The 18373-nt window shown below is 70.1% G+C and carries 15 protein-coding genes and 1 pseudogene; 6 read left to right on the top strand and 10 right to left on the bottom strand.

Translation table 11 applies throughout. The features are described from left to right. Positions 1–27: 27 nt before the first annotated feature. Complete coding sequence (locus S1361_RS31935) at positions 28–933, bottom strand: universal stress protein (RefSeq protein ID WP_208035348.1); 906 nt, start codon at positions 931–933, stop codon at positions 28–30. Positions 934–1093: 160 nt separating this feature from the next. Further along, positions 1094–1720 carry a hypothetical protein gene (locus tag S1361_RS31930; RefSeq protein WP_208035347.1) on the bottom strand — a complete coding sequence of 209 codons (627 nt, stop codon included), beginning with the start codon at positions 1718–1720 and terminating at the stop codon, positions 1094–1096. Between the two features lie 277 nt (positions 1721–1997). Between S1361_RS31930 and S1361_RS31925 the strand changes: the two are divergent. Then, positions 1998–2321: pseudogene (locus tag S1361_RS31925) on the top strand (SulP family inorganic anion transporter); the annotation flags it as partial. Positions 2322–2458: 137 nt separating this feature from the next. On the opposite strand, the gene S1361_RS31920 reads toward S1361_RS31925, so the two are convergent. Genes S1361_RS31920 through S1361_RS31905 form a run of 4 tightly spaced genes read right to left on the bottom strand, consistent with a single transcriptional unit; the run spans position 2459 to position 7065 of the window. Beyond that, positions 2459–3382: a carbamate kinase gene (locus S1361_RS31920; protein ID WP_208035346.1), complete on the bottom strand. Its 924-nt coding sequence runs from the start codon at positions 3380–3382 to the stop codon at positions 2459–2461. A 3-nt stretch (positions 3383–3385) separates the two neighbouring features. Further along, entirely contained in the window at positions 3386–4387 is a 1002-nt protein-coding gene (gene argF, locus S1361_RS31915; protein ID WP_208035345.1) for an ornithine carbamoyltransferase, read from the bottom strand. 19 nt (positions 4388–4406) lie between these two features. Further along, a complete protein-coding gene (locus tag S1361_RS31910; RefSeq protein WP_208035344.1) occupies positions 4407–5621 on the bottom strand; it encodes an arginine deiminase in 1215 nt (404 codons plus the stop codon). Between the two features lie 28 nt (positions 5622–5649). After that, complete coding sequence (locus tag S1361_RS31905; RefSeq protein WP_243769571.1) at positions 5650–7065, bottom strand: APC family permease; 1416 nt, start codon at positions 7063–7065, stop codon at positions 5650–5652. Positions 7066–7693: 628 nt separating this feature from the next. Here S1361_RS31905 and S1361_RS31900 point away from each other — a divergent pair. Beyond that, positions 7694–8149 (top strand): cyclic nucleotide-binding domain-containing protein, encoded by a 456-nt coding sequence (locus S1361_RS31900; RefSeq protein ID WP_208035342.1) that lies wholly within the window; start codon positions 7694–7696, stop codon positions 8147–8149. Positions 8150–8176: 27 nt separating this feature from the next. Continuing rightward, positions 8177–8881: a CBS domain-containing protein gene (locus S1361_RS31895; RefSeq protein ID WP_208035341.1), complete on the top strand. Its 705-nt coding sequence runs from the start codon at positions 8177–8179 to the stop codon at positions 8879–8881. A gap of 77 nt (positions 8882–8958) precedes the next feature. Here S1361_RS31895 and S1361_RS31890 read toward each other — a convergent pair whose 3' ends face one another. Next, on the bottom strand, positions 8959–9651 hold the full coding sequence (locus tag S1361_RS31890) for a response regulator (RefSeq protein WP_208035340.1): 693 nt from the start codon (positions 9649–9651) through the stop codon (positions 8959–8961). Between the two features lie 376 nt (positions 9652–10027). Between S1361_RS31890 and S1361_RS31885 the strand changes: the two genes are divergently transcribed. From S1361_RS31885 to S1361_RS31875, 3 genes are all read left to right on the top strand, one after another. Further along, positions 10028–10426 carry a hypothetical protein gene (locus S1361_RS31885; RefSeq protein ID WP_208035339.1) on the top strand — a complete coding sequence of 133 codons (399 nt, stop codon included), beginning with the start codon at positions 10028–10030 and terminating at the stop codon, positions 10424–10426. A gap of 268 nt (positions 10427–10694) precedes the next feature. Further along, entirely contained in the window at positions 10695–13382 is a 2688-nt protein-coding gene (gene adhE / locus S1361_RS31880; RefSeq protein WP_208035338.1) for a bifunctional acetaldehyde-CoA/alcohol dehydrogenase, read from the top strand. A gap of 209 nt (positions 13383–13591) precedes the next feature. After that, the gene (locus S1361_RS31875; RefSeq protein ID WP_208036856.1) at positions 13592–14083 is read left to right on the top strand and encodes a pyridoxamine 5'-phosphate oxidase family protein; all 492 of its coding nucleotides are present in this window, start codon (positions 13592–13594) and stop codon (positions 14081–14083) included. A gap of 94 nt (positions 14084–14177) precedes the next feature. Here S1361_RS31875 and S1361_RS31870 read toward each other — a convergent pair whose 3' ends face one another. The 3 genes from S1361_RS31870 to pflB form a co-directional block, all read right to left on the bottom strand. After that, positions 14178–15089 (bottom strand): universal stress protein, encoded by a 912-nt coding sequence (locus S1361_RS31870; RefSeq protein ID WP_208036855.1) that lies wholly within the window; start codon positions 15087–15089, stop codon positions 14178–14180. Between the two features lie 128 nt (positions 15090–15217). Continuing rightward, positions 15218–15967 carry a pyruvate formate-lyase-activating protein gene (gene pflA / locus S1361_RS31865; protein WP_208035337.1) on the bottom strand — a complete coding sequence of 250 codons (750 nt, stop codon included), beginning with the start codon at positions 15965–15967 and terminating at the stop codon, positions 15218–15220. Beyond that, complete coding sequence (gene pflB, locus S1361_RS31860; protein ID WP_208035336.1) at positions 15964–18225, bottom strand: formate C-acetyltransferase; 2262 nt, start codon at positions 18223–18225, stop codon at positions 15964–15966. Before pflB ends, pflA begins: the two co-directional genes overlap by 4 nt. Positions 18226–18373: the final 148 nt, after the last annotated feature.

Raw genomic sequence — 18373 nt, 5'->3', positions numbered from 1 at the left:
GTCTGTTCTCTCTTCTGGAAAGGTGCGTCAGTCGTGGGCGACGATGGCGACGGGTGCGGTGGAGTGGTGCAGGACGGCGTGGGTGACGGTGCCGATGTGGGCGCCGACGGAAGAGCGGCGGATACGGCGGCCGACGACGACCAGGGAGGCCTCGCGGGAGGCGTCGATCAGGAGGAGCGAGGGGCTGCCGAAGTCGGCCTGCTCGACCACCTCGACGTCGGGGTACTTCTGCCGCCAGGGGCGCAGCACCTCGCTCAGGATTGTGGCGTCGCCCTTCGCCATCTCCCGTTCGACCGCGGGTTCCAGGGCCATGCCGTAGGCGTAGTAGGGCGGCGGGTTCCAGGCGTGCACGACCCGCAGCGGCACCGAGCGTCGCGCCGCGGCCTCGAAGGCGAACCCGATCAGCGCCTCGTCGGGGCCGGCGATGTCGAGCCCGAGGACGACGGGACGGAACCCAGTGGCCGCGGACGGGATGCCCGCCGGGTCCATCTCGTGTTCGTCCGCGGCCTGCTCGCCGGCGCGGACCAGGACCACGGGCCGCCGGGCGTGCGCCACGACCGCGAGCCCGACCGAGCCGACCAGGAAGCCGCCGACCCCGCCCAGGCCACGTGAGCCGAGGATGAGCATGTCGGCGTCCTCGGCCGCGTTGACCAGGGCTTCGGCGGGCCGTCCGGTGAGTTGCTCGGTGGTCACCTCGACTCCGGGGTGGCGCAGCCGCAGGCCCTCGGCGGACTCGCGGGGGATCCTCTCGGTCCAGTGCTGGTGCGTCTCGGCACCGAGGAGCGGGGCTTGGGCCATGGGCTCCGGGACGGGCTCCCAGACCTGGACGAGCTTGACCGGCAGTCCGCGCAGTTCCGCCTCGCGGGCCGCCCACTCCGCGGCGGCGCGGCTCTCGGGTGAGCCGTCGAGGCCGACGGTGATGGTGCGGGGCATGTTCTCCACCTCCTGAACCGGGCCCCGAGGGGTCCCGATTCCAGCGTCGTGTCGGGGGTTCTTCAGGGCAGGGGCCGCTGGTCCTTCAGCGGGGACGATGGGCCCTGCACACGGGTCGGCGGGTCGCGTCCGGGGCGAGGTCCGTCCCGCCGCGTGCGGGTCAGTGCAGCCAGGTGTGGTCGCGGACGATCGGCAGCCGCGCCCACCACCGGCCCAGACCCCACATGGCGCCCGCGCCCGCTGCCGCCACGGCGATCAGGGCGACGGCGTAGATCACGTGGTAGTCGGCGAACGGATTCGTCGACATGCTCGGCGCGCCGTCCGACAGGTGCCTGGCCGGCGGCCACTCGGCGATCCACATCAGCGCCATCATCGCCGTGCCCGCCACCGCGGCCGGCCACAGCGCCACACCCGCCATGACGGCCAGGCCGATGCCCAGCAGGCCGAGCATGAACAGCCAGTCCGCCCACCCGTCACCGGCCCACGAGTGGAACGTCGACTCCATCGGCCCGGCGGCGACGGAACCCAGGAAGCCCTTCGTCGGAGACCCGCCGTCGATCCAGCCCTTGCCGGAGGCGGTCGCGTAGCCCAGGCCGAAGGTCTTGTCCAGGAACGCCCACAGGAAGACGAACCCGGTCAGGACGCGCAAGGACGCGAGGGCGTAGGCCTGCGCGGTGTGCGTGTCGAGACGTGCGGACACGGCGGACTCGGAGCCGGTCCGGTGCCAGCGGAAGGCGGCCGACAGGTGGAAGCCCGGGCTCCCGTGAGCGTGCTCTTGTGCGGCCATGATGGTGGTCCCTTCGGGGATGTATGAATCGTCGTCTCCTTGACGTGTCTCACTCTCGTCCGATGCCTGCTGCCGCGCCGGATGCCAAAGGTCTCCATCCGTGGGGCTGAACGTCCCGGCATCCGTGACCGGTTGGGCTGGAGGCGGCGAACCGGGCAGGTGAACACCCGGGCGGGTGTCGCGGATGATCACGCGGCCGTGGATGCTGGGCCCAGACGGAGAGGGGCGGCACGTGGCTCAGGACTCAGGCGGACGTTTCCCGTGGTGGTGGCGGCTCATGCCCGGCCTCGGTGCCCTGACCGGTTACCGGCGTTCGTGGCTGAGGGGCGACCTGCTGGCCGGCGTGACGGTGGCGGCGTACCTCGTGCCACAGCTGATGGCGTACGCGGGCGCCGCCGGGCTGCCACCGGTCGCCGGGCTGTGGGCGATCCTGCCCGCCCTCGCCCTGTACGCGATGTTCGGGTCCTCCCGCCTGTTGTCGGTGGGACCCGAATCCACGACCGCTCTGATGACGGCCACCGTGGTCGGCCCACTCGCCGACGGGGACGCGGGGCGCTACGCATCGCTGGCCGCGGCCCTCGCGGTCACGGTCGGCCTGCTACGGCCTGGCGGACTCCGTGGGCACGGAGCTCATCTTCCCCACGCTGCCCACCGCGGTCGCCGCCTTTCGCGAGTGGAATGGCCAGCGATAAAAACCGGTGGGTGCGCGGCATGGAGCGGGACCGGCCACTCCCTCTGTCACCCGACCGTGAGGTCGGGCCGGATCAGCGTGCCCGACCTGCCGTGGACGATCTCGTAGGCCGCGTCCAGGGCGCCGATCGCAGCGAGACCTCCGGTGTGCTCGACGAACCGGGCAGCCGCCTCGGCCTTGGGGCCCATCGAGCCGGACGGGAACCCACCGTGCCGCAGTTCCCGGGGGGTGGCATCGAGCAGCGGGTGCTGATCGGAGGTGCCGTACCCCTCGTAGATGTAGGGGACGTCGGTGAGGATGAGCAGAAAGTCCGCCTTGAGGTCCTCGGCGAGCAGGGCTGCGGTGAGGTCCTTGTCGATGACGGCCTCCACTCCGGTCAGTGCGCCGGTATCGCGGTCGGCGGTGACGGGGACCCCGCCTCCGCCGGCGCAGATCACCAGGGTTCCGCTGTTCAGGAGTTCGTGGATGGTGTCGGTCTCCAGGATGCGTTCGGGTGCGGGTGAGGCGACGACGCGCCGCCAGCCGGTGGTGTCCCGGGCGATGTGCCAGCCGCGCTTGCGGGCCAGTGCCTTGGCCACTGGCGCGGAGTACACCTGGCCGACGAATTTCGTGGGCCGTTCGAAGGCGAGGTCGTCGGTCCGCACGAGGGTGTGGGTGACGAGGGCGGCGATCCGGTGCCCGGGCAGAGCGTCGTGCATGGCACGGGTGAGCAGGGAGCCGATCATGCCCTCGGTCTGGGCACCGAGCAGGTCCAGCGGGTAGGGGGCGCTGAGCGCGGGGTCGGCCTCGCTCTCCATGGCGAGGAGGCCGATCTGCGGGCCGTTGCCGTGGGTGATGACCAGCTCGTGTTCGTGGGCGAGGGCGGCCAGTGCGGTGGCGACCCGGTCGATGTTGGCCTGCTGGACGGCGGCGTCGGGGCGTTCGCCGCGGTGCAGCAGGGCGTTGCCGCCGAGGGCGACGACGATGCGCATGGTTCAGTCCTCCAGGGTGGCGACGAGTACGGCCTTGATGGTGTGCAGCCGGTTCTCGGCCTGGTCGAAGACGATCGAGGCGGGCGAGGAGAAGACCTCGTCGGTGACTTCGAGTCCGTTGAGGCCGTAGGTCTCGAAGAGTTCCAGGCCGAGGCGGGTGCGGTGGTCGTGGAGGGAGGGCAGGCAGTGCATGAACTTCACATCCGGGTTGCCGGTGAGGGTCAGGGTCTTGTCGTTGACCTGGTAAGGGAGCAGCAGTTCAATCCGTTCACGCCAGGTGTCGGTCGGTTCGCCCATGGAGACCCAGACGTCGGTGTGCAGGAAGTCGGCGCCGTGTACGGCGGTCTCGACGTCCTCGGTGAGGGTGATGCGCGCCACGCTCCGGTCGGCCACTTCACGGCATGTGGCGACCAGTGCGGGGTCCGGCCACAGCGCCTTGGGCGCGGCGATGCGTACGTCCATGCCGAGCAGCGCACCCATCGAGAGCAGGGAGTTGCCCATGTTGTTGCGGGCGTCGCCGAGGTAGCAGTAGCTGACGTCCGTGAGCGGCTTGGTGCTGTGTTCGCGCATGGTGAGCATGTCGCACAGGCTCTGGGTGGGGTGGGCGGTGTCGGTCAGTCCGTTGTAGACGGGAACGCCGGCGTGGGCGGCGAGTTCGGTGACGATCGACTGGGCGGAACCCCGGTACTCGATGGCGTCGAACATGCGGCCGAGGACACGGGCGGTGTCGGCGATCGACTCCTTGTGGCCGACGTGGGTGTCGCCGGGGCCGAGGTAGGTGGTGCGGGCGCCCTGGTCGGTGGCGGCCACCTCGAAGGCACAGCGGGTCCGGGTCGAGGTCTTCTCGAAGACCAAGGCGATGTGCTTGCCGGCCAGCTGTGGCTGTTCGGTGCCGGCATGCCTGGCCGTCTTGAGGTCGTGGGCGAGATCGAGGAGGTGGTGGATCTCGGGGGCGGTGAAGTCGAGTTCGCTCAGGTAGGAGCGGCCTCGCAGGTCGACGGTCATGGTGGGTGTCCTTACGGAGTCAGGCAATCGGGTCGCGTTCGACGGGACAGCTCATGCACCGGGGGCCGCCCCGGCCGCGGCCGAGTTCGGCACCGGCGATCGTGACGATCTCGATGCCCTGCTTGCGCAGGTACGTGTTGGTGGTGACGTTGCGCTCGTAGCCGACGACCACGCCGGGTGCGACGGCGAGGAAGTTGCTGCCGTCGTCCCACTGCTCGCGCTCGGCGTTGCGGATGTCCTGGGGTGCGGACAGCATCCGCACCTTGTCCAGGTCGAGGCCCTCGGCGAGCGCGGTCGCGAGATCGGAGTTCGCGGTGGCGTCGAAACCGGTCTCGCGCTCGGAGCTGGGCCGCAGCGTCCAGGAGCGCAGGGAGTCGGCGAGGCCCGGGTAGATGACGAAGGCGTCGCGGTCGACCATGGTCAGCACGGTGTCCAGGTGCATGTACGCGCGGGCTGCGGGCAGTTGGACGGCGATCAGCCTGCGCGCCGTGCCGGCCGTGAAGAGCCGGGTGGCCAGGTTCTCCACGGCCTGGGCCGTGGTGCGCTCCCCCATGCCGACCATGACGGTTCCGTTGCCGAGGACGTGGACGTCCCCGCCTTCGAGGGTGCCGACGGGTCCGTCGAGCAGAGGTGCGGGCGCGACGCCGGCGAACATCGGGTGGAACCGGTAGATGGCCTCGGCGTGCAGGCTCTCGCGCCGCCGGGCGGGCTTGGCCATCGGGTTGACCGACACCTGGTCGTACACCCAGCAGGAGTTGTCGCGCGGGAAGAGGTGGTTGGGCAGCGGGGCGAGGGCGAAGTCATCGGGGCCGAGGGCGTTCCACACCAGGCTGTGCGGGGTGGTGAGCGGCAGGTCGCTCTTGAGGAGGCCGCCGATCAGATAGCCGGCGAGGGTCTCCCCGTCGAGTTCGGCGCACAGTTCGCGCACCGGGTCGATGAGGGCCGGGCCTACGGTGCCGGGAGTGACGACCTGGTCCAGGAGCCAGTCGTGGGCCTGCGGGACGTCGAGGGTCTGGGCGAGCAGGTCGGCGAAGTAGTGGACGCGGGCGCCGTGGTCGCGCACGACCTGGGCGAAGGCATCGTGCTCCTCGCGGGCTCGCTTGGCCCACAGGATGTCGTCGAAGAGCAGGGCGTCGACGTTGCGCGGGGTGAGGCGGGAGAGTTCGAGGCCGGGGCGGTGCAGGATCACCTGGCGCAGCGGGCCGACCTCGGAGTCGACGTGGAAGGTGTTCATCGCGGAGGTTCCTCTGTGCTGGGGGCGGTCAGTCGTGGTGGCGGAAGTCGTTGCGCTTCCGCGGCCCGCCGATGCGGTTGGTACGGAGCCCTCGGGAGAGCCGCTGGGCCGGCGGGGGCGTCTCGGGTGCGCGTTCCGCCCGGTCCACGGTCGCCGTGTGCTTCGGCGCCGTGGCCTCGCCGAAGGTGTCCTGTCCCCGCTTCAGCCAGACGTAGACGGGGACACCGAGCAGCAGGACGAACAGGCCGTAGTAGACGGTCTGGTAACCGCTTCCCTGGATCGACCAGTACGAGAAGGCGAGGGCGAGCGCAGCGACGGTGGTGTCACGGGCGAGTCTGCGGGGGCTGAGGTTCTCCCGGCCGCGGACCAGGAGCCAGTACAGCTGGGCGGCGGCGGAGAAGAGGTAGGGGATGACGGCGGTCAGCACGCTGAGCAGCACGATCTTGGTGAAGACGTCGTCGAAGCGGGTGTAGCTGAACACGGTGATCAGCGAGGCCAGCACCGTGGAGGCGACGATACCGAAGGCCGGGACGCCACTCTCGCCGCGCAGCCGGGCGAAGGCCTGCGGGAAGAGGCCGTCGCGGGCGGCCGCGTACGGCATCTCGGCGCACAGCATGGTCCAGCCGTTCAGGGCGCCGATCCCGGAGATGATCGCGGCGACGGCGACAATGTCGCCGGCCCAGGTTCCACCGAAGATGTTGTTCGCCGCGTCGGTGAAGGGAGCGGTGGATCCGCCCAGCTTGCCGTGTGCGACGGTGCCGAAGACGGCGAGGGTGCCCAGGATGTAGATGACGGCGCAGATGAGCGTGCCGTAGACGGTGGCGCGGGCGACGTTGCGCTCCGGCTCGCGGACCCGGCCGGCGACGACAGAGGCTGCTTCCAGCCCCAGGTAGCTGAACAGGGCGATGGCGCCCGCGGCCGAGATCGCGCCCAGCGCCGACTGGCCGCTGGCGTTGAACGGGCCGAAGTTGTGGGCGTCGATGAACAGCAGGCCGACGGTGGCCATGAAGATGAGCGGCACGAACTTCAGCACGGTCGTGATCACCTGGAACGCGCCCATGTTCCGGACTCCGGTGAGGTTGATCGCGGCGGGAATCCACAGCCCGACCAGCGCGAGGAGCACCGAAATCCACTTCTGGTGCCCGGTATTGACGAACACCTCCACGTAGCCGACCCAGGCGACGACGATGGCCGCGTTGCCCGCCCACGCGGTGATCCAGTACGACCAGGCGTTGAGGAACCCGGCGAACTCCCCGAAGGCCTCGCGGGCGTAGACGTACGGGCCGCCGCTGGCCGGAACGCGCTTGGACAGCACCCCGAAGGTCAGAGCCAGCGCGAGCGCGCCGAGGGTGACGGCGATGAAAGCGACCAGGGAGATGGGCCCGTACGGGGCGAGGGTGGAGGGCAGCGCGAACACCCCGGTGCCGATGACGCTGCCGATCACGAGCGCGGAGGCGGCGGGAAGGCCGAGCGCCGTCGTGGGCGCTGTCCCCTTTCCGTCTCCTGTGGTTCTGGGCATGGCTGTGGCTCCTTACGGACCGGTGTGGGTGAGTCGATCCGCGATTGATCCTTCTGCCTCTCAGGCGCGCACAGTCAGCGGCCACACGGCCCACGCCCGACCCCGATGGTCCCGCTGTCGCAAGCCTGGACAGCCCAACTCGGCCGCTTCCCGCTGCTCCTGTCCACAGGACATGGGCCGTTCGGTCCATGGCATGGCCCGCCCAGCCCCATCGTCAGCACCGTTGCGAGCTGGACCATCGAGGGCAGGAGCTGCGGCCGGGCTCGCGACGCGATGCCAACCGGCCGGCGGTGCCGTGTCCTTACGGCTCGTTCGAGATGGGTCCCGTACACCCCATGAGCCGCGAGGGCTTCCGCGCGAGTCTCGTGTTGGGGAGGCATGATCCTCGCGCCGCGGCCGCCGCCCTCGCCGACACGGGGGCGGCGGCCGTCTTCACTGTCATCTGCTCTGGGGCCGGATGGCCCTGCTCCGGCCCCATTGGCCCCTCGCACGGTCCGAGTCGGCGCCACAAGCTGGAGGCGTCAGTCCGTACACCCTGACCGGGAGGCCGGCCATGAACACCCCGAGCATGCTGCGCGCGCTGCCTATCGAGCACCGGCAACGGCTCATGCGTCTTGCTCGGGAGGTGTCCTTCCCTCAGGGGACGCGCATCTTCAAGGAAGGGGCACGTGCGGACCGGTTCTGGATCATCCGCACCGGGTCCGTCGATCTCGACACGCACGTCCCCGGCCGGCGCCACGCCGTCATCGAGACCCTCGGCCACAACGAACTCGTCGGTCTGTCCTGGCTGTTTGCGCCGCACGTGTGGCATCTGGGCGCCACGGCGGCGACACCGGTACGGGCCTACGAGTTCGACGCCACGGCCGTCCGCTCCCTCTGCCAGGACGACCCGGCACTCGGACGTGCCGTCACCCAGTGGGCCGGCGACGTGCTGGCCCACCGCCTCCGTACCACCAGGGCCCGGCTGCTGGACCTCTACGCCCCCTACGGCGCCGGCAGCGCCGTGTGAGCGGGCTGACTGGATGAAGGAGTCACCGTGCACAGCACCCCGCACATCGTCAGCGACGTCATGTCCCACACCGTCGCCGCCGTCGGCCGACGGGCCGCCTTCAAGGAGATCGTGCAGCTCATGCAGGACTGGAAGGTCAGCGCCCTGCCTGTCCTGGAGGGCGAGGGCCGCGTGGTCGGCGTCGTCTCCGAGGCCGACCTGCTGCCCAAGGAGGAGTTCCGCGACAGCGACCCCGACCGGGCCACCCAGCTGCGCCGCCTCGACGACCTGGCCAAGGCCGGCGGCCTGACCGCCGAGGACCTCATGACCTCCCCCGCCCTCACCCTGCACGCGAACGCGACACTCGCCCAAGCCGCACGGACCATGGCGCACGCCAAGGTCAAACGCCTGCCCGTCGTAGACGACGTGGGCATGCTGCAGGGCATCGTCAGCCGCGCGGACCTGCTGAAGGTCTTCCTGCGGACCGATGAGGAGATCGCCGAGGAGGTCCGGCGGGAGGTCGTGGCGCATCTCTTCCCGACGCCAGTGTCAGATGTGCAGGTGGAAGTGCGAAACGGCGTCGTGAAGCTCATCGGCCACGCCCGGGACACATCCCTGGTCCCGGTGGCCGCGCGCCTGGTCCGGGCCGTCGAGGGTGTGGTCGACGTGGAGTTCGAGCTGACGCGCTCGGAAAGCCCTGCGGAGTCGAACGCTGCTGACGCGAACGGCGGCGAAACCCTGTCTCCGGCCTGAGCCACTCCTCGCAGGAGAGCGGGATCCTCGCCGGGCCGTACTAGCGATTCGTTCTCATCTGTGCCGGTCTCCCGGTTTCAGTGCCCTTCCTGCCGCTGCCGGTCCTGGACCTGAGTGGCGATGACAGCGGCCTGGATGCGGCGCTCGACGCCAAGCTTGGCCAGCAGACGGGAGATGTGATTCTTCACCGTCTTCTCAGCCAGGTACAGGCGCTGGCCGATCTGACGGTTGGTCAGGCCCTCGCCGATCAGAGCCAGGATCTCCCGCTCCCGCTCGGTCAGGCCTTGCAGTCCGTCGGGCTGCTGCTCCTCCTGCTGGCCGCCGCGCAGCCGGGCCATCAGCTTGGTGGTGGCACTGGCGTCGAGCAGGGACTGGCCTCCGGCCACGGTGCGCACGGCGGACACCAGGTCCGAGCCCTGGATCTGCTTCAGGACGTATCCGGAGGCGCCCGCCATGATCGAGTCGAGCAGCGCCTCCTCGTCGTCGAAGGAGGTCAGCATGAGGCAGGCCAGCTCCGGCATGCGGGAGCGCAGCTCCCGGCACACTGTCACGCCGTCGCCGTCCGGCAGACGGACGTCGAGGACGGCCACCTGCGGGCGCAACGCGGGGACACGCACCAGTGCCTGCTCCACGGTGCCGGCCTCGCCGATCACCTCGATGTCCTGCTCGTCGTTCAGCAGGTCGCGCACCCCGCGCCGCACCACCTCGTGGTCGTCCAGCAGAAAGACCCGGATCGGGTTGCCGGCGCCGGGCTGCTCGCTGTCCGCCATCAAACTGCTCCCTGGTTCCGCGTTCCGCACCGATGTCCGCTCGTGGACGGAATCGGTCCCCCGTTCAGAGATCCTTTCCCGTATCCGGGCCGAAGGGCCAGGGCCGGGCGGCCCTGTGGTCCACCCATAGTGCCCCGCGGCCATGAGATACCTCTGCCGCCAGAGTACGAAACGGCCCGTCGCCCCCTTCAGTGGTCAGGTGCCACGGCTCTCATGCTCTGGGAAGCCGAAGCCGAACGGGTCACACATACCCGAATCGCACCATCCCCAGGGTGAAGGTCCAATGGCCCGCTGCTGGGGCCCGACAGCCCTGGGCCGGGACCGGTGATCGCAGGAGTCTGGAGCCGCTGCGAAACGATCAGAAGGAGCGGAGCACATGACTGCCAAGGACACCAGCACCCAGGTCACCAGCACCGCCGCCGTAGAGGTGCGTGTGGAAGGCGATGTGGACGAGGAAGCCGTCGCATACCTCCGGGAGAAGGTCGACGCGGTCCTCGGCCGGCCCGGGGTTCCAGCCGTGAGCGGTGCGGTGAGGGTCGCCAGGGCAGTGGCGCACCACGCCGAGCGGCCCTGGTCCGCTGGAGCCGAGCTCGTCGTGGGGAACGCCCTCGTGGTCGTGCATGCCCAGGAAGCCACGGGACATGAACTGGCGGACCGGCTGCAGGACCGGCTGCGCAGCCAGATGAACCGGGTCCTGCACCGCAAGGAGGAGGCCCGCAGGTCGGCCACTCCGCCTCCGTGGCGCGGCGGCCGTGCCGACAGCGGCCGAGAGTAGAACCCATCGTGAGCCTCCGCTGCGGCGCGGTCGCCCTCCTCCGCGTACGTGTGGTTCCTGCGCCTCGGCGAGGGGGCTGCCCGGACGGGTCGCCAGGCCTCGCCGGACCAGTGCCGGTCAGCCCCCGGAAGGGACCATCGGCACCTGGGAGTCGGGGCCGGGCAGGACGAGAGTGAAGGCGTGAGCGGCACCGATCCCCCGCGGTGCCGCTCCCGTCCGCCCACCGTCGGCCACCGCCGACGGCTCTCGTCAACGGAGGCGCTCCCCAATGACCCGTCATGAGGCCGGAACCCAGGCGACGGCAGCTGCCGACGCGCCGTCCGACATCGCCATCGCCGTGGACCAGCTGGTCACGAACGGACTCAAGGCGCTCGCCGACTACGACGCCCTCACCCAGGAGCAGGTCGACCACATCGTCAAGAAGGCCTCGGTCGCCGCCCTGGACCAGCACACCACGCTGGCCCGCCTGGCCGTGGATGAGACCGGACGCGGGGTCTTCGAGGACAAGGCGGCCAAGAACGTGTTCGCGTGCGAGCACGTCACGCACAGCATGGGCCCGATGAAGACCGTCGGCGTCATCGCCCGCGACGACATCGAGGACATGATCGAGGTGGCCGAGCCGGTCGGCGTGGTCTGCGCGATCACACCGGTCACCAACCCGACCTCCACCACTGTCTTCAAGGCCCTGATGGCGCTGACGACGCGCAACCCGATCGTGTTCGCCTTCCACCCCTCGGCCCAGCGGTGCAGCACGGAGGCGGCCCGGATCGTACGGGACGCGGCCGTCGCCGCCGGCGCGCCGGAGCACTGCGTGCAGTGGATCGAGACCCCGTCGGTCGAGGCGACCGGCATCCTGATGCGCCACCCCGGCGTCTCGCTGATCCTCGCCACCGGCGGCAACGCCATGGTCCGGGCCGCCTACTCGGCGGGCAAGCCCGCGCTGGGAGTCGGTGCGGGCAACGTGCCGGCGTACGTGCAAAAGAGCGCGAAGCTGCGCCGGGCCGTCAACGACCTGGTGCTGTCGAAGTCCTTCGACAACGGCATGATCTGCGCCTCCGAGCAGGCCGTCATCCTGGACGACGAGATCTACGACGCGGCACTGGCCGAGTTCCGCACTCTGCACGCTCACGTGGCGACCGCCGAGGAGAAGTCGAAGCTGGAAGCTTTCCTGTTCCCCACGGGCCCTGCGAACGCGGGCTGCGAGCCCAAGGTCAACGCCGCGGCCGTCGGTCAGAGCCCGGCATGGATCGCCAAGCAGGCGGGCTTCACCGTCCCGGGCGACACCTCGCTGATCCTGGTCGAGGCCGAGCGGGTGGGTCCGGACGAGCCGCTGACCCGCGAGAAGCTCTGCCCGGTGCTCGCCGTGCTGCGCACCGGCTCCGAGGAGCAGGGCTTCGACCTCGCCGCGGACATGGTCGCCTTCCACGGCCAGGGCCACACCGCGGTCATCCACACCGAGGACCCGGCGCTCGCGGAGGCGTACGGCCGGCGTATGAAGACCGTACGGATCATCGTCAACGCCCCGTCCTCGCAAGGAGCCATCGGCGGCATCTACAACAGCCTGCTGCCGTCACTCACCCTGGGCTGCGGCTCCTGGGGCCACACCTCGGTGTCCAACAACGTCTCCGCCGTCCAACTGCTGAACATCAAGCGGGTCAGCACGCGCCGCAACAACCTGCAGTGGTTCAAGGTCCCGCCGAAGATCTACTTCGAGCCGCAGTCCCTGCGCTACCTGACCTCCATGCCGGACGTCCACCGCGTCACAGTCGTCACCGACGCCACCATGACCCGCCTCGGCTTCGTCGACCGCGTCAGCAGGGTCCTGCAGCGGCGTCACGAACCGGTCACCGTCCAGATCATCGACAACGTCGAACCGGAGCCGAGCATCGACTCCGTCCGGCGCGGTGCCCAGCTCATGCGCGACTTCCGCCCGGACACGATCATCGCGCTCGGTGGCGGCTCGCCGATGGACGCCGCCAAGGTGATGTGGCTCCTCTACGAGCACCCGGACATCGACTTCGCCGACATGCGGCAGAAGTTCTCCGACATCCGCAAGCGCGCCTTCCGCTTCCCGGTCCTCGGCACCCGGGCCCGCCTGGTGTGCGTGCCCACCACGTCCGGCACCGGCGCGGAGGTCACCCCCTTCGCGGTGATCTCCGACCCCGCCAGCGGCAAGAAGTACCCGCTCGCCGACTACGCACTCACCCCGAGCGTGGCCATCGTCGACCCGCTGCTCACCGCGGACCTGCCCCCGGCGCTGGCGGCCGACAGCGGCTTCGATGCCCTCACCCACGCCATAGAGGCGTACGTGTCCGTCTACGCCAACGACTTCACCGACGGCCCGGCCCTGCACGCGATCCGGCTGATCTTCGACAACATCGAAGCAGCGGTGAACGACCGCAAGGGCCGTCCCGACGCACGGGAGAGGATGCACAACGCCGCGACGATCGCCGGCATGGCCTTCGGCAACGCCTTCCTCGGCATCGTCCACGCCATGTCGCACACCCTGGGCGCCACCTTCCACATCGCCCACGGCCGTACCAACGCCGTCCTGCTGCCGCACGTCATCCGCTACAACGGCACCATTCCGGCGAAGCTCACGGGCTGGCCCAAGTACGAGAACTACCGCGCCCCGGAACGCTTCCAGGACATCGCCCGAGCCCTCGGCCTGCCCGCCTCCACCGCGCAGGAGGGCGTGGAATCGCTGGCCCGCGCGGTGGAGCGGCTGCGCGACGCCGTGGGCATCGAGCCGTCGTTCCAGGCCCTCGGCATCGACGAGCGCACGTTCCTGGACGCTCTGCCGCAGCAGGCCCTGAACGCCTACGAGGACCAGTGCGCACCGGCGAACCCGCGCATGCCGATGCTCGACGACATGCAGGAGATCATGCGCACGGCCTACTACGGGGGTGCGCTGGGCCGACCGAACGCGGACGAGGGCCGAACGGCCCTGGCGTGAAGAGCTTCGGTGCCGTTCCAATGACCTGATCAGCCTGTCCGCGACTCCAAGCCGGGTGCCGCGGACAGGCAACCACCACGTCTTGAAGGGACGACGCACATGCCGTACCGGCGCACCGGCCGCGACCACGGCGAAAGTCCGTGCAGCCGCCTCGCCGCCCCAGTCGAAGAAACGCAGCAGTGAGCAACGAGACCGCACGGAAGCCCGCCATGCCCATCGACACCGCTCAGCACCTCCCTGTCGGGCCACGCCGAAGCATCGAGCTGGACAGCGACGAAGCCCTCCGGCTGTTGGGCAGTGTGTCCTTCGGACGGATCGTCTTCACCCGTCACACGCTGCCGACCGTCCGCCCGGTCAACCACGTCCTGGACAACGGCGACATCGTCATCCGCACCCACGAGGGCGCGGCCCTGACCGCGCGCGCCGGGCAGGCCGACGGTCAAGGCGTCGTGGTGGCCTACGAGGCCGACGCCATCGATCCCGTCACGCACCTCGGCTGGAGCGTGGTCGTCACCGGTTACGCGCACCTGGTGACCGACGCGGAGGAACTGGCCCGGTACCAGGCACTGCTCAACCCGTGGGTGCACCGGACCATGGACTATGCGGTGCGCATCCGCCCGGACCTCATAACCGGCGTGCGGCTCGCCGCTGACGTAACCGGCGTGCGGCCCACCGCCGACCATGAGTCCGGCGGCGCCTGATCGCAGTCCGACTGCAAAGCCATGCGGCGTGAGAACCGTCCGGGTTCTCACGCCGCGTTCAGCCCGATGCCGCCTCCGCTCGCCGGGTGGCACGTCAGGCGTGCGGGACCACCGCGACCGGTGCGGCGGCGTGGTGCAGCACCGCGTGGGTGACCGGGCCGATCGCCGCGCCGATCGGCGTCCGGCGCCAGCGGCGGCCGACCACGACCAGGGACGCGTCGCGCGAGGCTTCCACGAGGTGGGAGCCCGCCTTGCCGATCACGGCCTGCTCCGTCACCTCGACGCCGGGGAACTTGTGCCGCCACGGCTCCAGCGCCTCGGCCAGGGCGCGGTGCATCTCCCCGGTGAGTTCATCGTGCAGTTCGGCGTTGAGGTCGCCGCCATTGTCGTAGTAGGGCAGTTCAGGGCTCCGGCCATGGACGACGCGCAGCCTCGCGGCACGCTGAGAGGCGGCCTCGAAGGCGAATCCGATCACGGTGTCGTTCGGCGCCGCCGAGTTGAGGCCCAGGACGACGTCACGGAACGGTGCGGCCCCGGACCCGAAGCCGCCAGGCTGGCGTTCGTCCTCGGAGCGCAGGCCGCCCCGCACGAGGACGACAGGCCGTCGGCTGCCCGCCACGACTGCCTGGGCGACGGACCCGACCAGGAATCCGGCCACGCCGCCCAGGCAGCGAGAGCCCAGCACCAATAGGTCTGCTGTTCCAGCCGCGCCGAGCAAGGCGGTGACGGGTTCTTCGGTAACACGGTCGGTGGTGATCTGCAGGCCCGGGTGGCGCCGCGCGATCATCGCTTCGGCCTCGCGAAGCATGCGGTCCGCCCGGCGAATCTGCTCGTCCGGGCTCAGGGACGGCTGGGGTGCCCCGCCCAGGGGCGCGTAGGGCTGCCGCCCAAGGGCGTGGACCAGGTGCAGCGGGAGGTCCCGGAGCAGGGCTTCCCTGGCCGCCCAGTCGGCGGCGGTCAGGCTCTCCGGGGATCCGTCCAGGCCTGCGGTGATGGTGCGGGGCATCTCGGTCTCCTTCGAAGTCACGAAAATCAGTGTCGATGCCGTGTACTTGGCACAGGAGAGGCCTCAGGTCCCTGTGCGGAGGCCGTCCGGCCCACACGCGGATGAACGTTCGATGGGCGTCGGCCGACTCACAACGCCCGCAGCCCGTGCTCCCGGAACTGCTCACGCACGCGTTCCGTCAGCTCCGGATCGGGCACGGGCGTGTCACGCAGCGGGAAGTCGATGCCGAGGGCGTCGTACTTGTGGGCGCCGAGTTTATGGAAGGGCAGGACGTCCACCCGGTCGACGTTGGTCAGCCCGGCCAGGAAGGCGCCGAGGCCGTCCACGGCGGAGGGGTCCTCGGTCCAGCCGGGGACGAGGACGTAACGGATGTGCACGGGGACGCCCAGCCGGTCCAGGCGGGTGGCGAAGCTGAGCGTGGGGGCGAGACGGGCACCGGTGAGCCTGCGGTAGGTGGTGGCGTCGAACGACTTGATGTCCAGCAACACCAGGTCGGTGTCGGCGAGGAGTTCGTCGGAGGCACGCGCGCCCAGGAAGCCGGAGGTGTCCAGCGCCGTGTGAAGTCCGGCCTCCTTGCAGCGGTGCAGGAGGGAGCCGGTGAACGCCGGCTGGAGCAGCGGCTCCCCGCCGGTGATCGTCACGCCTCCCCCGGCCGTGGTCAGGAAGCCCCGGTACGTGTGGATCTCCGCCATGACCTCGTCGACCGAGGTCTCCCGCCCGTCGCGCATGTGCCAGGTGTCGGGGTTGGCGCAGTACAGGCAGCGCAGCGGGCAGCCGCTGACGAACAGGACGAACCGGGTCCCGGGACCGTCCACGCCGGTGGACAGGTCCCAGGAGTGCACCCGGCCGGTCGCCGCCGACGGTGTCGTGACGTTCACAGCGACCCGTGGAAGGTGCGGCTGATCACGTCGAGCTGCTGCTCACGCGTGAGCCGGACGAAGTTGACCGCGTATCCGGAGACCCGGATCGTCAACTCGGGGTACTTCTCGGGGTGTTCCATGGCGTCCTCGAGCGTCGCCCGGTTCAGCACGTTGACGTTCATGTGGAAGCCGCCGAAGGTCATGTACCCGTCGAGGATGCCGACCAGGTTGCCGGCCCGCTCCATGGGGTTGTGGCCCAGTCCCTCGGGCGTGATGGTCGTGGTCAGGGAGATGCCGTCGCGGGCCTCCTCGTACGGCAGTTTCGCCACCGAGAGGGCCGAGGCGACGACACCGTGCCGGTCCCGGCCGTTCATCGGGTTGGCGCCGGGTGCGAAGGGCTGTCCGGCGCGGCGGCCGTCGGGGGTGTTGCCGGTGTGCTTGCCGTAGACCACGTTCGAGGTGATCGTCAGGACCGACTGCGTGTGCTCGGCGTCCCGGTAGGTGGGGTGCTCGCGCACCTTGGCCATGAAGGACTCCACCAGGTCGACCGCGAGGCCGTCGGCGCGGTCGTCGTTGTTGCCGTACGCCGGGTACTCGCCCTCGACCTCGTAGTCCACGGCCAGCCCGGTGTCGTCGCGGATCACCTTCACCCGGGTGTACTTGGAGGCCGACAGGCTGTCGGCGGCCACGGAGAGCCCGGCGATGCCGCATGCCATGTAGCGGTGGACGGGGTGGTTGTGCAGGGCCATCTCGATGCGCTCGTAGGCGTACTTGTCGTGCATGTAGTGGATGACGTTGAGCGTGTCGACGTACGTCTTCGCCAGCCAGTCCAGCATCCGGTCGTAGGCCGCCGACAGTTCCTCGTAGTCCAGGTACTCCCCTGTCAGGGCGGGCATCTCGGGTGCGATCTGCTCGCCGGTCATCTCGTCCCGGCCGCCGTTGATCGCGTACAGCAGGGCCTTGGCGAGGTTGACGCGGGCACCGAAGAACTGCATCTGCCTGCCCACCGCCATCGCGGACACGCAGCAGGCGATCGCGGTGTCGTCGCCGGTGCGCGGGCGCATCAGGTCGTCGGACTCGTACTGGATGGAGCTGGTGTCGATCGAGACCTGGGCGCAGAACCGCTTGAAGTCCTCGGGCAGCTGCGGCGACCACAGCACCGTGAGGTTCGGCTCCGGCGCGGGCCCGAGGTTGTAGAGCGTCTGCAGGAAGCGGAAGGAGCTGCGGGTGACGAGTGTGCGGCCGTCGGTGCCGATGCCCCCGATGGACTCCGTCACCCAGGTCGGGTCGCCGGAGAACAGTTGGTCGTACTCGGGTGTGCGCAGGAAGCGTACGATCCGCAGCTTGATGACGAAGTCGTCGATCAGCTCCTGGGCCCGGGCCTCGTCGATACGCCCCTCGTCGAGGTCTCGCTGGAAGTAGACGTCCAGGAAGGTGGAGGTGCGGCCGAGCGACATCGCGGCGCCGTTCTGCTCCTTCACCGCGGCCAGGAAGCCGAGGTACAGCCACTGCACGGCCTCGTGCGCGGTGGACGCGGGGCGGGTGACGTCACAGCCGTAGGAGGCGGCCATCCGCGCCAGCTCTCCCAACGCCCGTACCTGCTCGGCGAGTTCCTCGCGATCGCGGATGATGTGCGGAGCGGAGGGCCGGCTGTCCAGCAGGGCGCGCTCGGCCCGCTTGGCCTCGATCAGCCGATCGGTGCCGTACAGAGCGACGCGGCGGTAGTCGCCGATGATCCGGCCCCGGCCGTAGGCGTCCGGGAGCCCGGTGATGATGCCCGCCTTGCGGGCGGCTCGCATCTCGGGGGTGTAGGCGTCGAAGACACCGTCGTTGTGGGTCTTGCGGTAGGTGCCGAAGACCTTGGTGACGAATGGGTCGGGCTCGTATCCGTACGCCTTCAGGCCGTTCTCGACCATCCGGAGGCCGCCGTTCGGCATGATCGCGCGCTTCAGCGGAGCGTCCGTCTGCAGCCCAACAACCAGTTCACGGTCCCGGTCGATGTAGCCGGGTGCGTGCGAGGTGATCGTGGAGGGGGTGGCGGTGTCCACGTCGAGGATGCCCTTGCGCCGCTCCTCGGGGAACAGGGCGCTGACCTTGTGCCAGACGGCTAGCGTGCGCTCGGTCGGGCCGGTCAGGAACTCCGGGGCGCCTTCGTAGGGCGTGTAGTTGGCCTGGATGAAGTCGCGTACGTCGATCCGTTCGCGCCAGCGCCGGCCGGCGAATCCACGCCAGGCCTCGGCGGGTGCGTCCACGTCCGGACGGGTTGCCACGGTCATCACTGCCTCCGCATCGTTCGCCACACCGCACACGGACGGTTCCGTGAGCGGCTCCGCCGACGATGCTCCTCGCGTGCCCCTGCCCGGGGCAGGGCCGGCGGGAACCCGTCGCCGCGCCGTCCGGCCCCGCACCGTAGGGCCCTTCGGA

The sequence above is a fragment of the Streptomyces cyanogenus genome (genome assembly GCF_017526105.1).
Taxonomy (GTDB): Bacteria; Actinomycetota; Actinomycetes; order Streptomycetales; family Streptomycetaceae; genus Streptomyces; species Streptomyces cyanogenus.
Note: the sequence above shows the minus strand (reverse complement) of the source record. Positions and strands in the feature narration are given on the sequence as shown.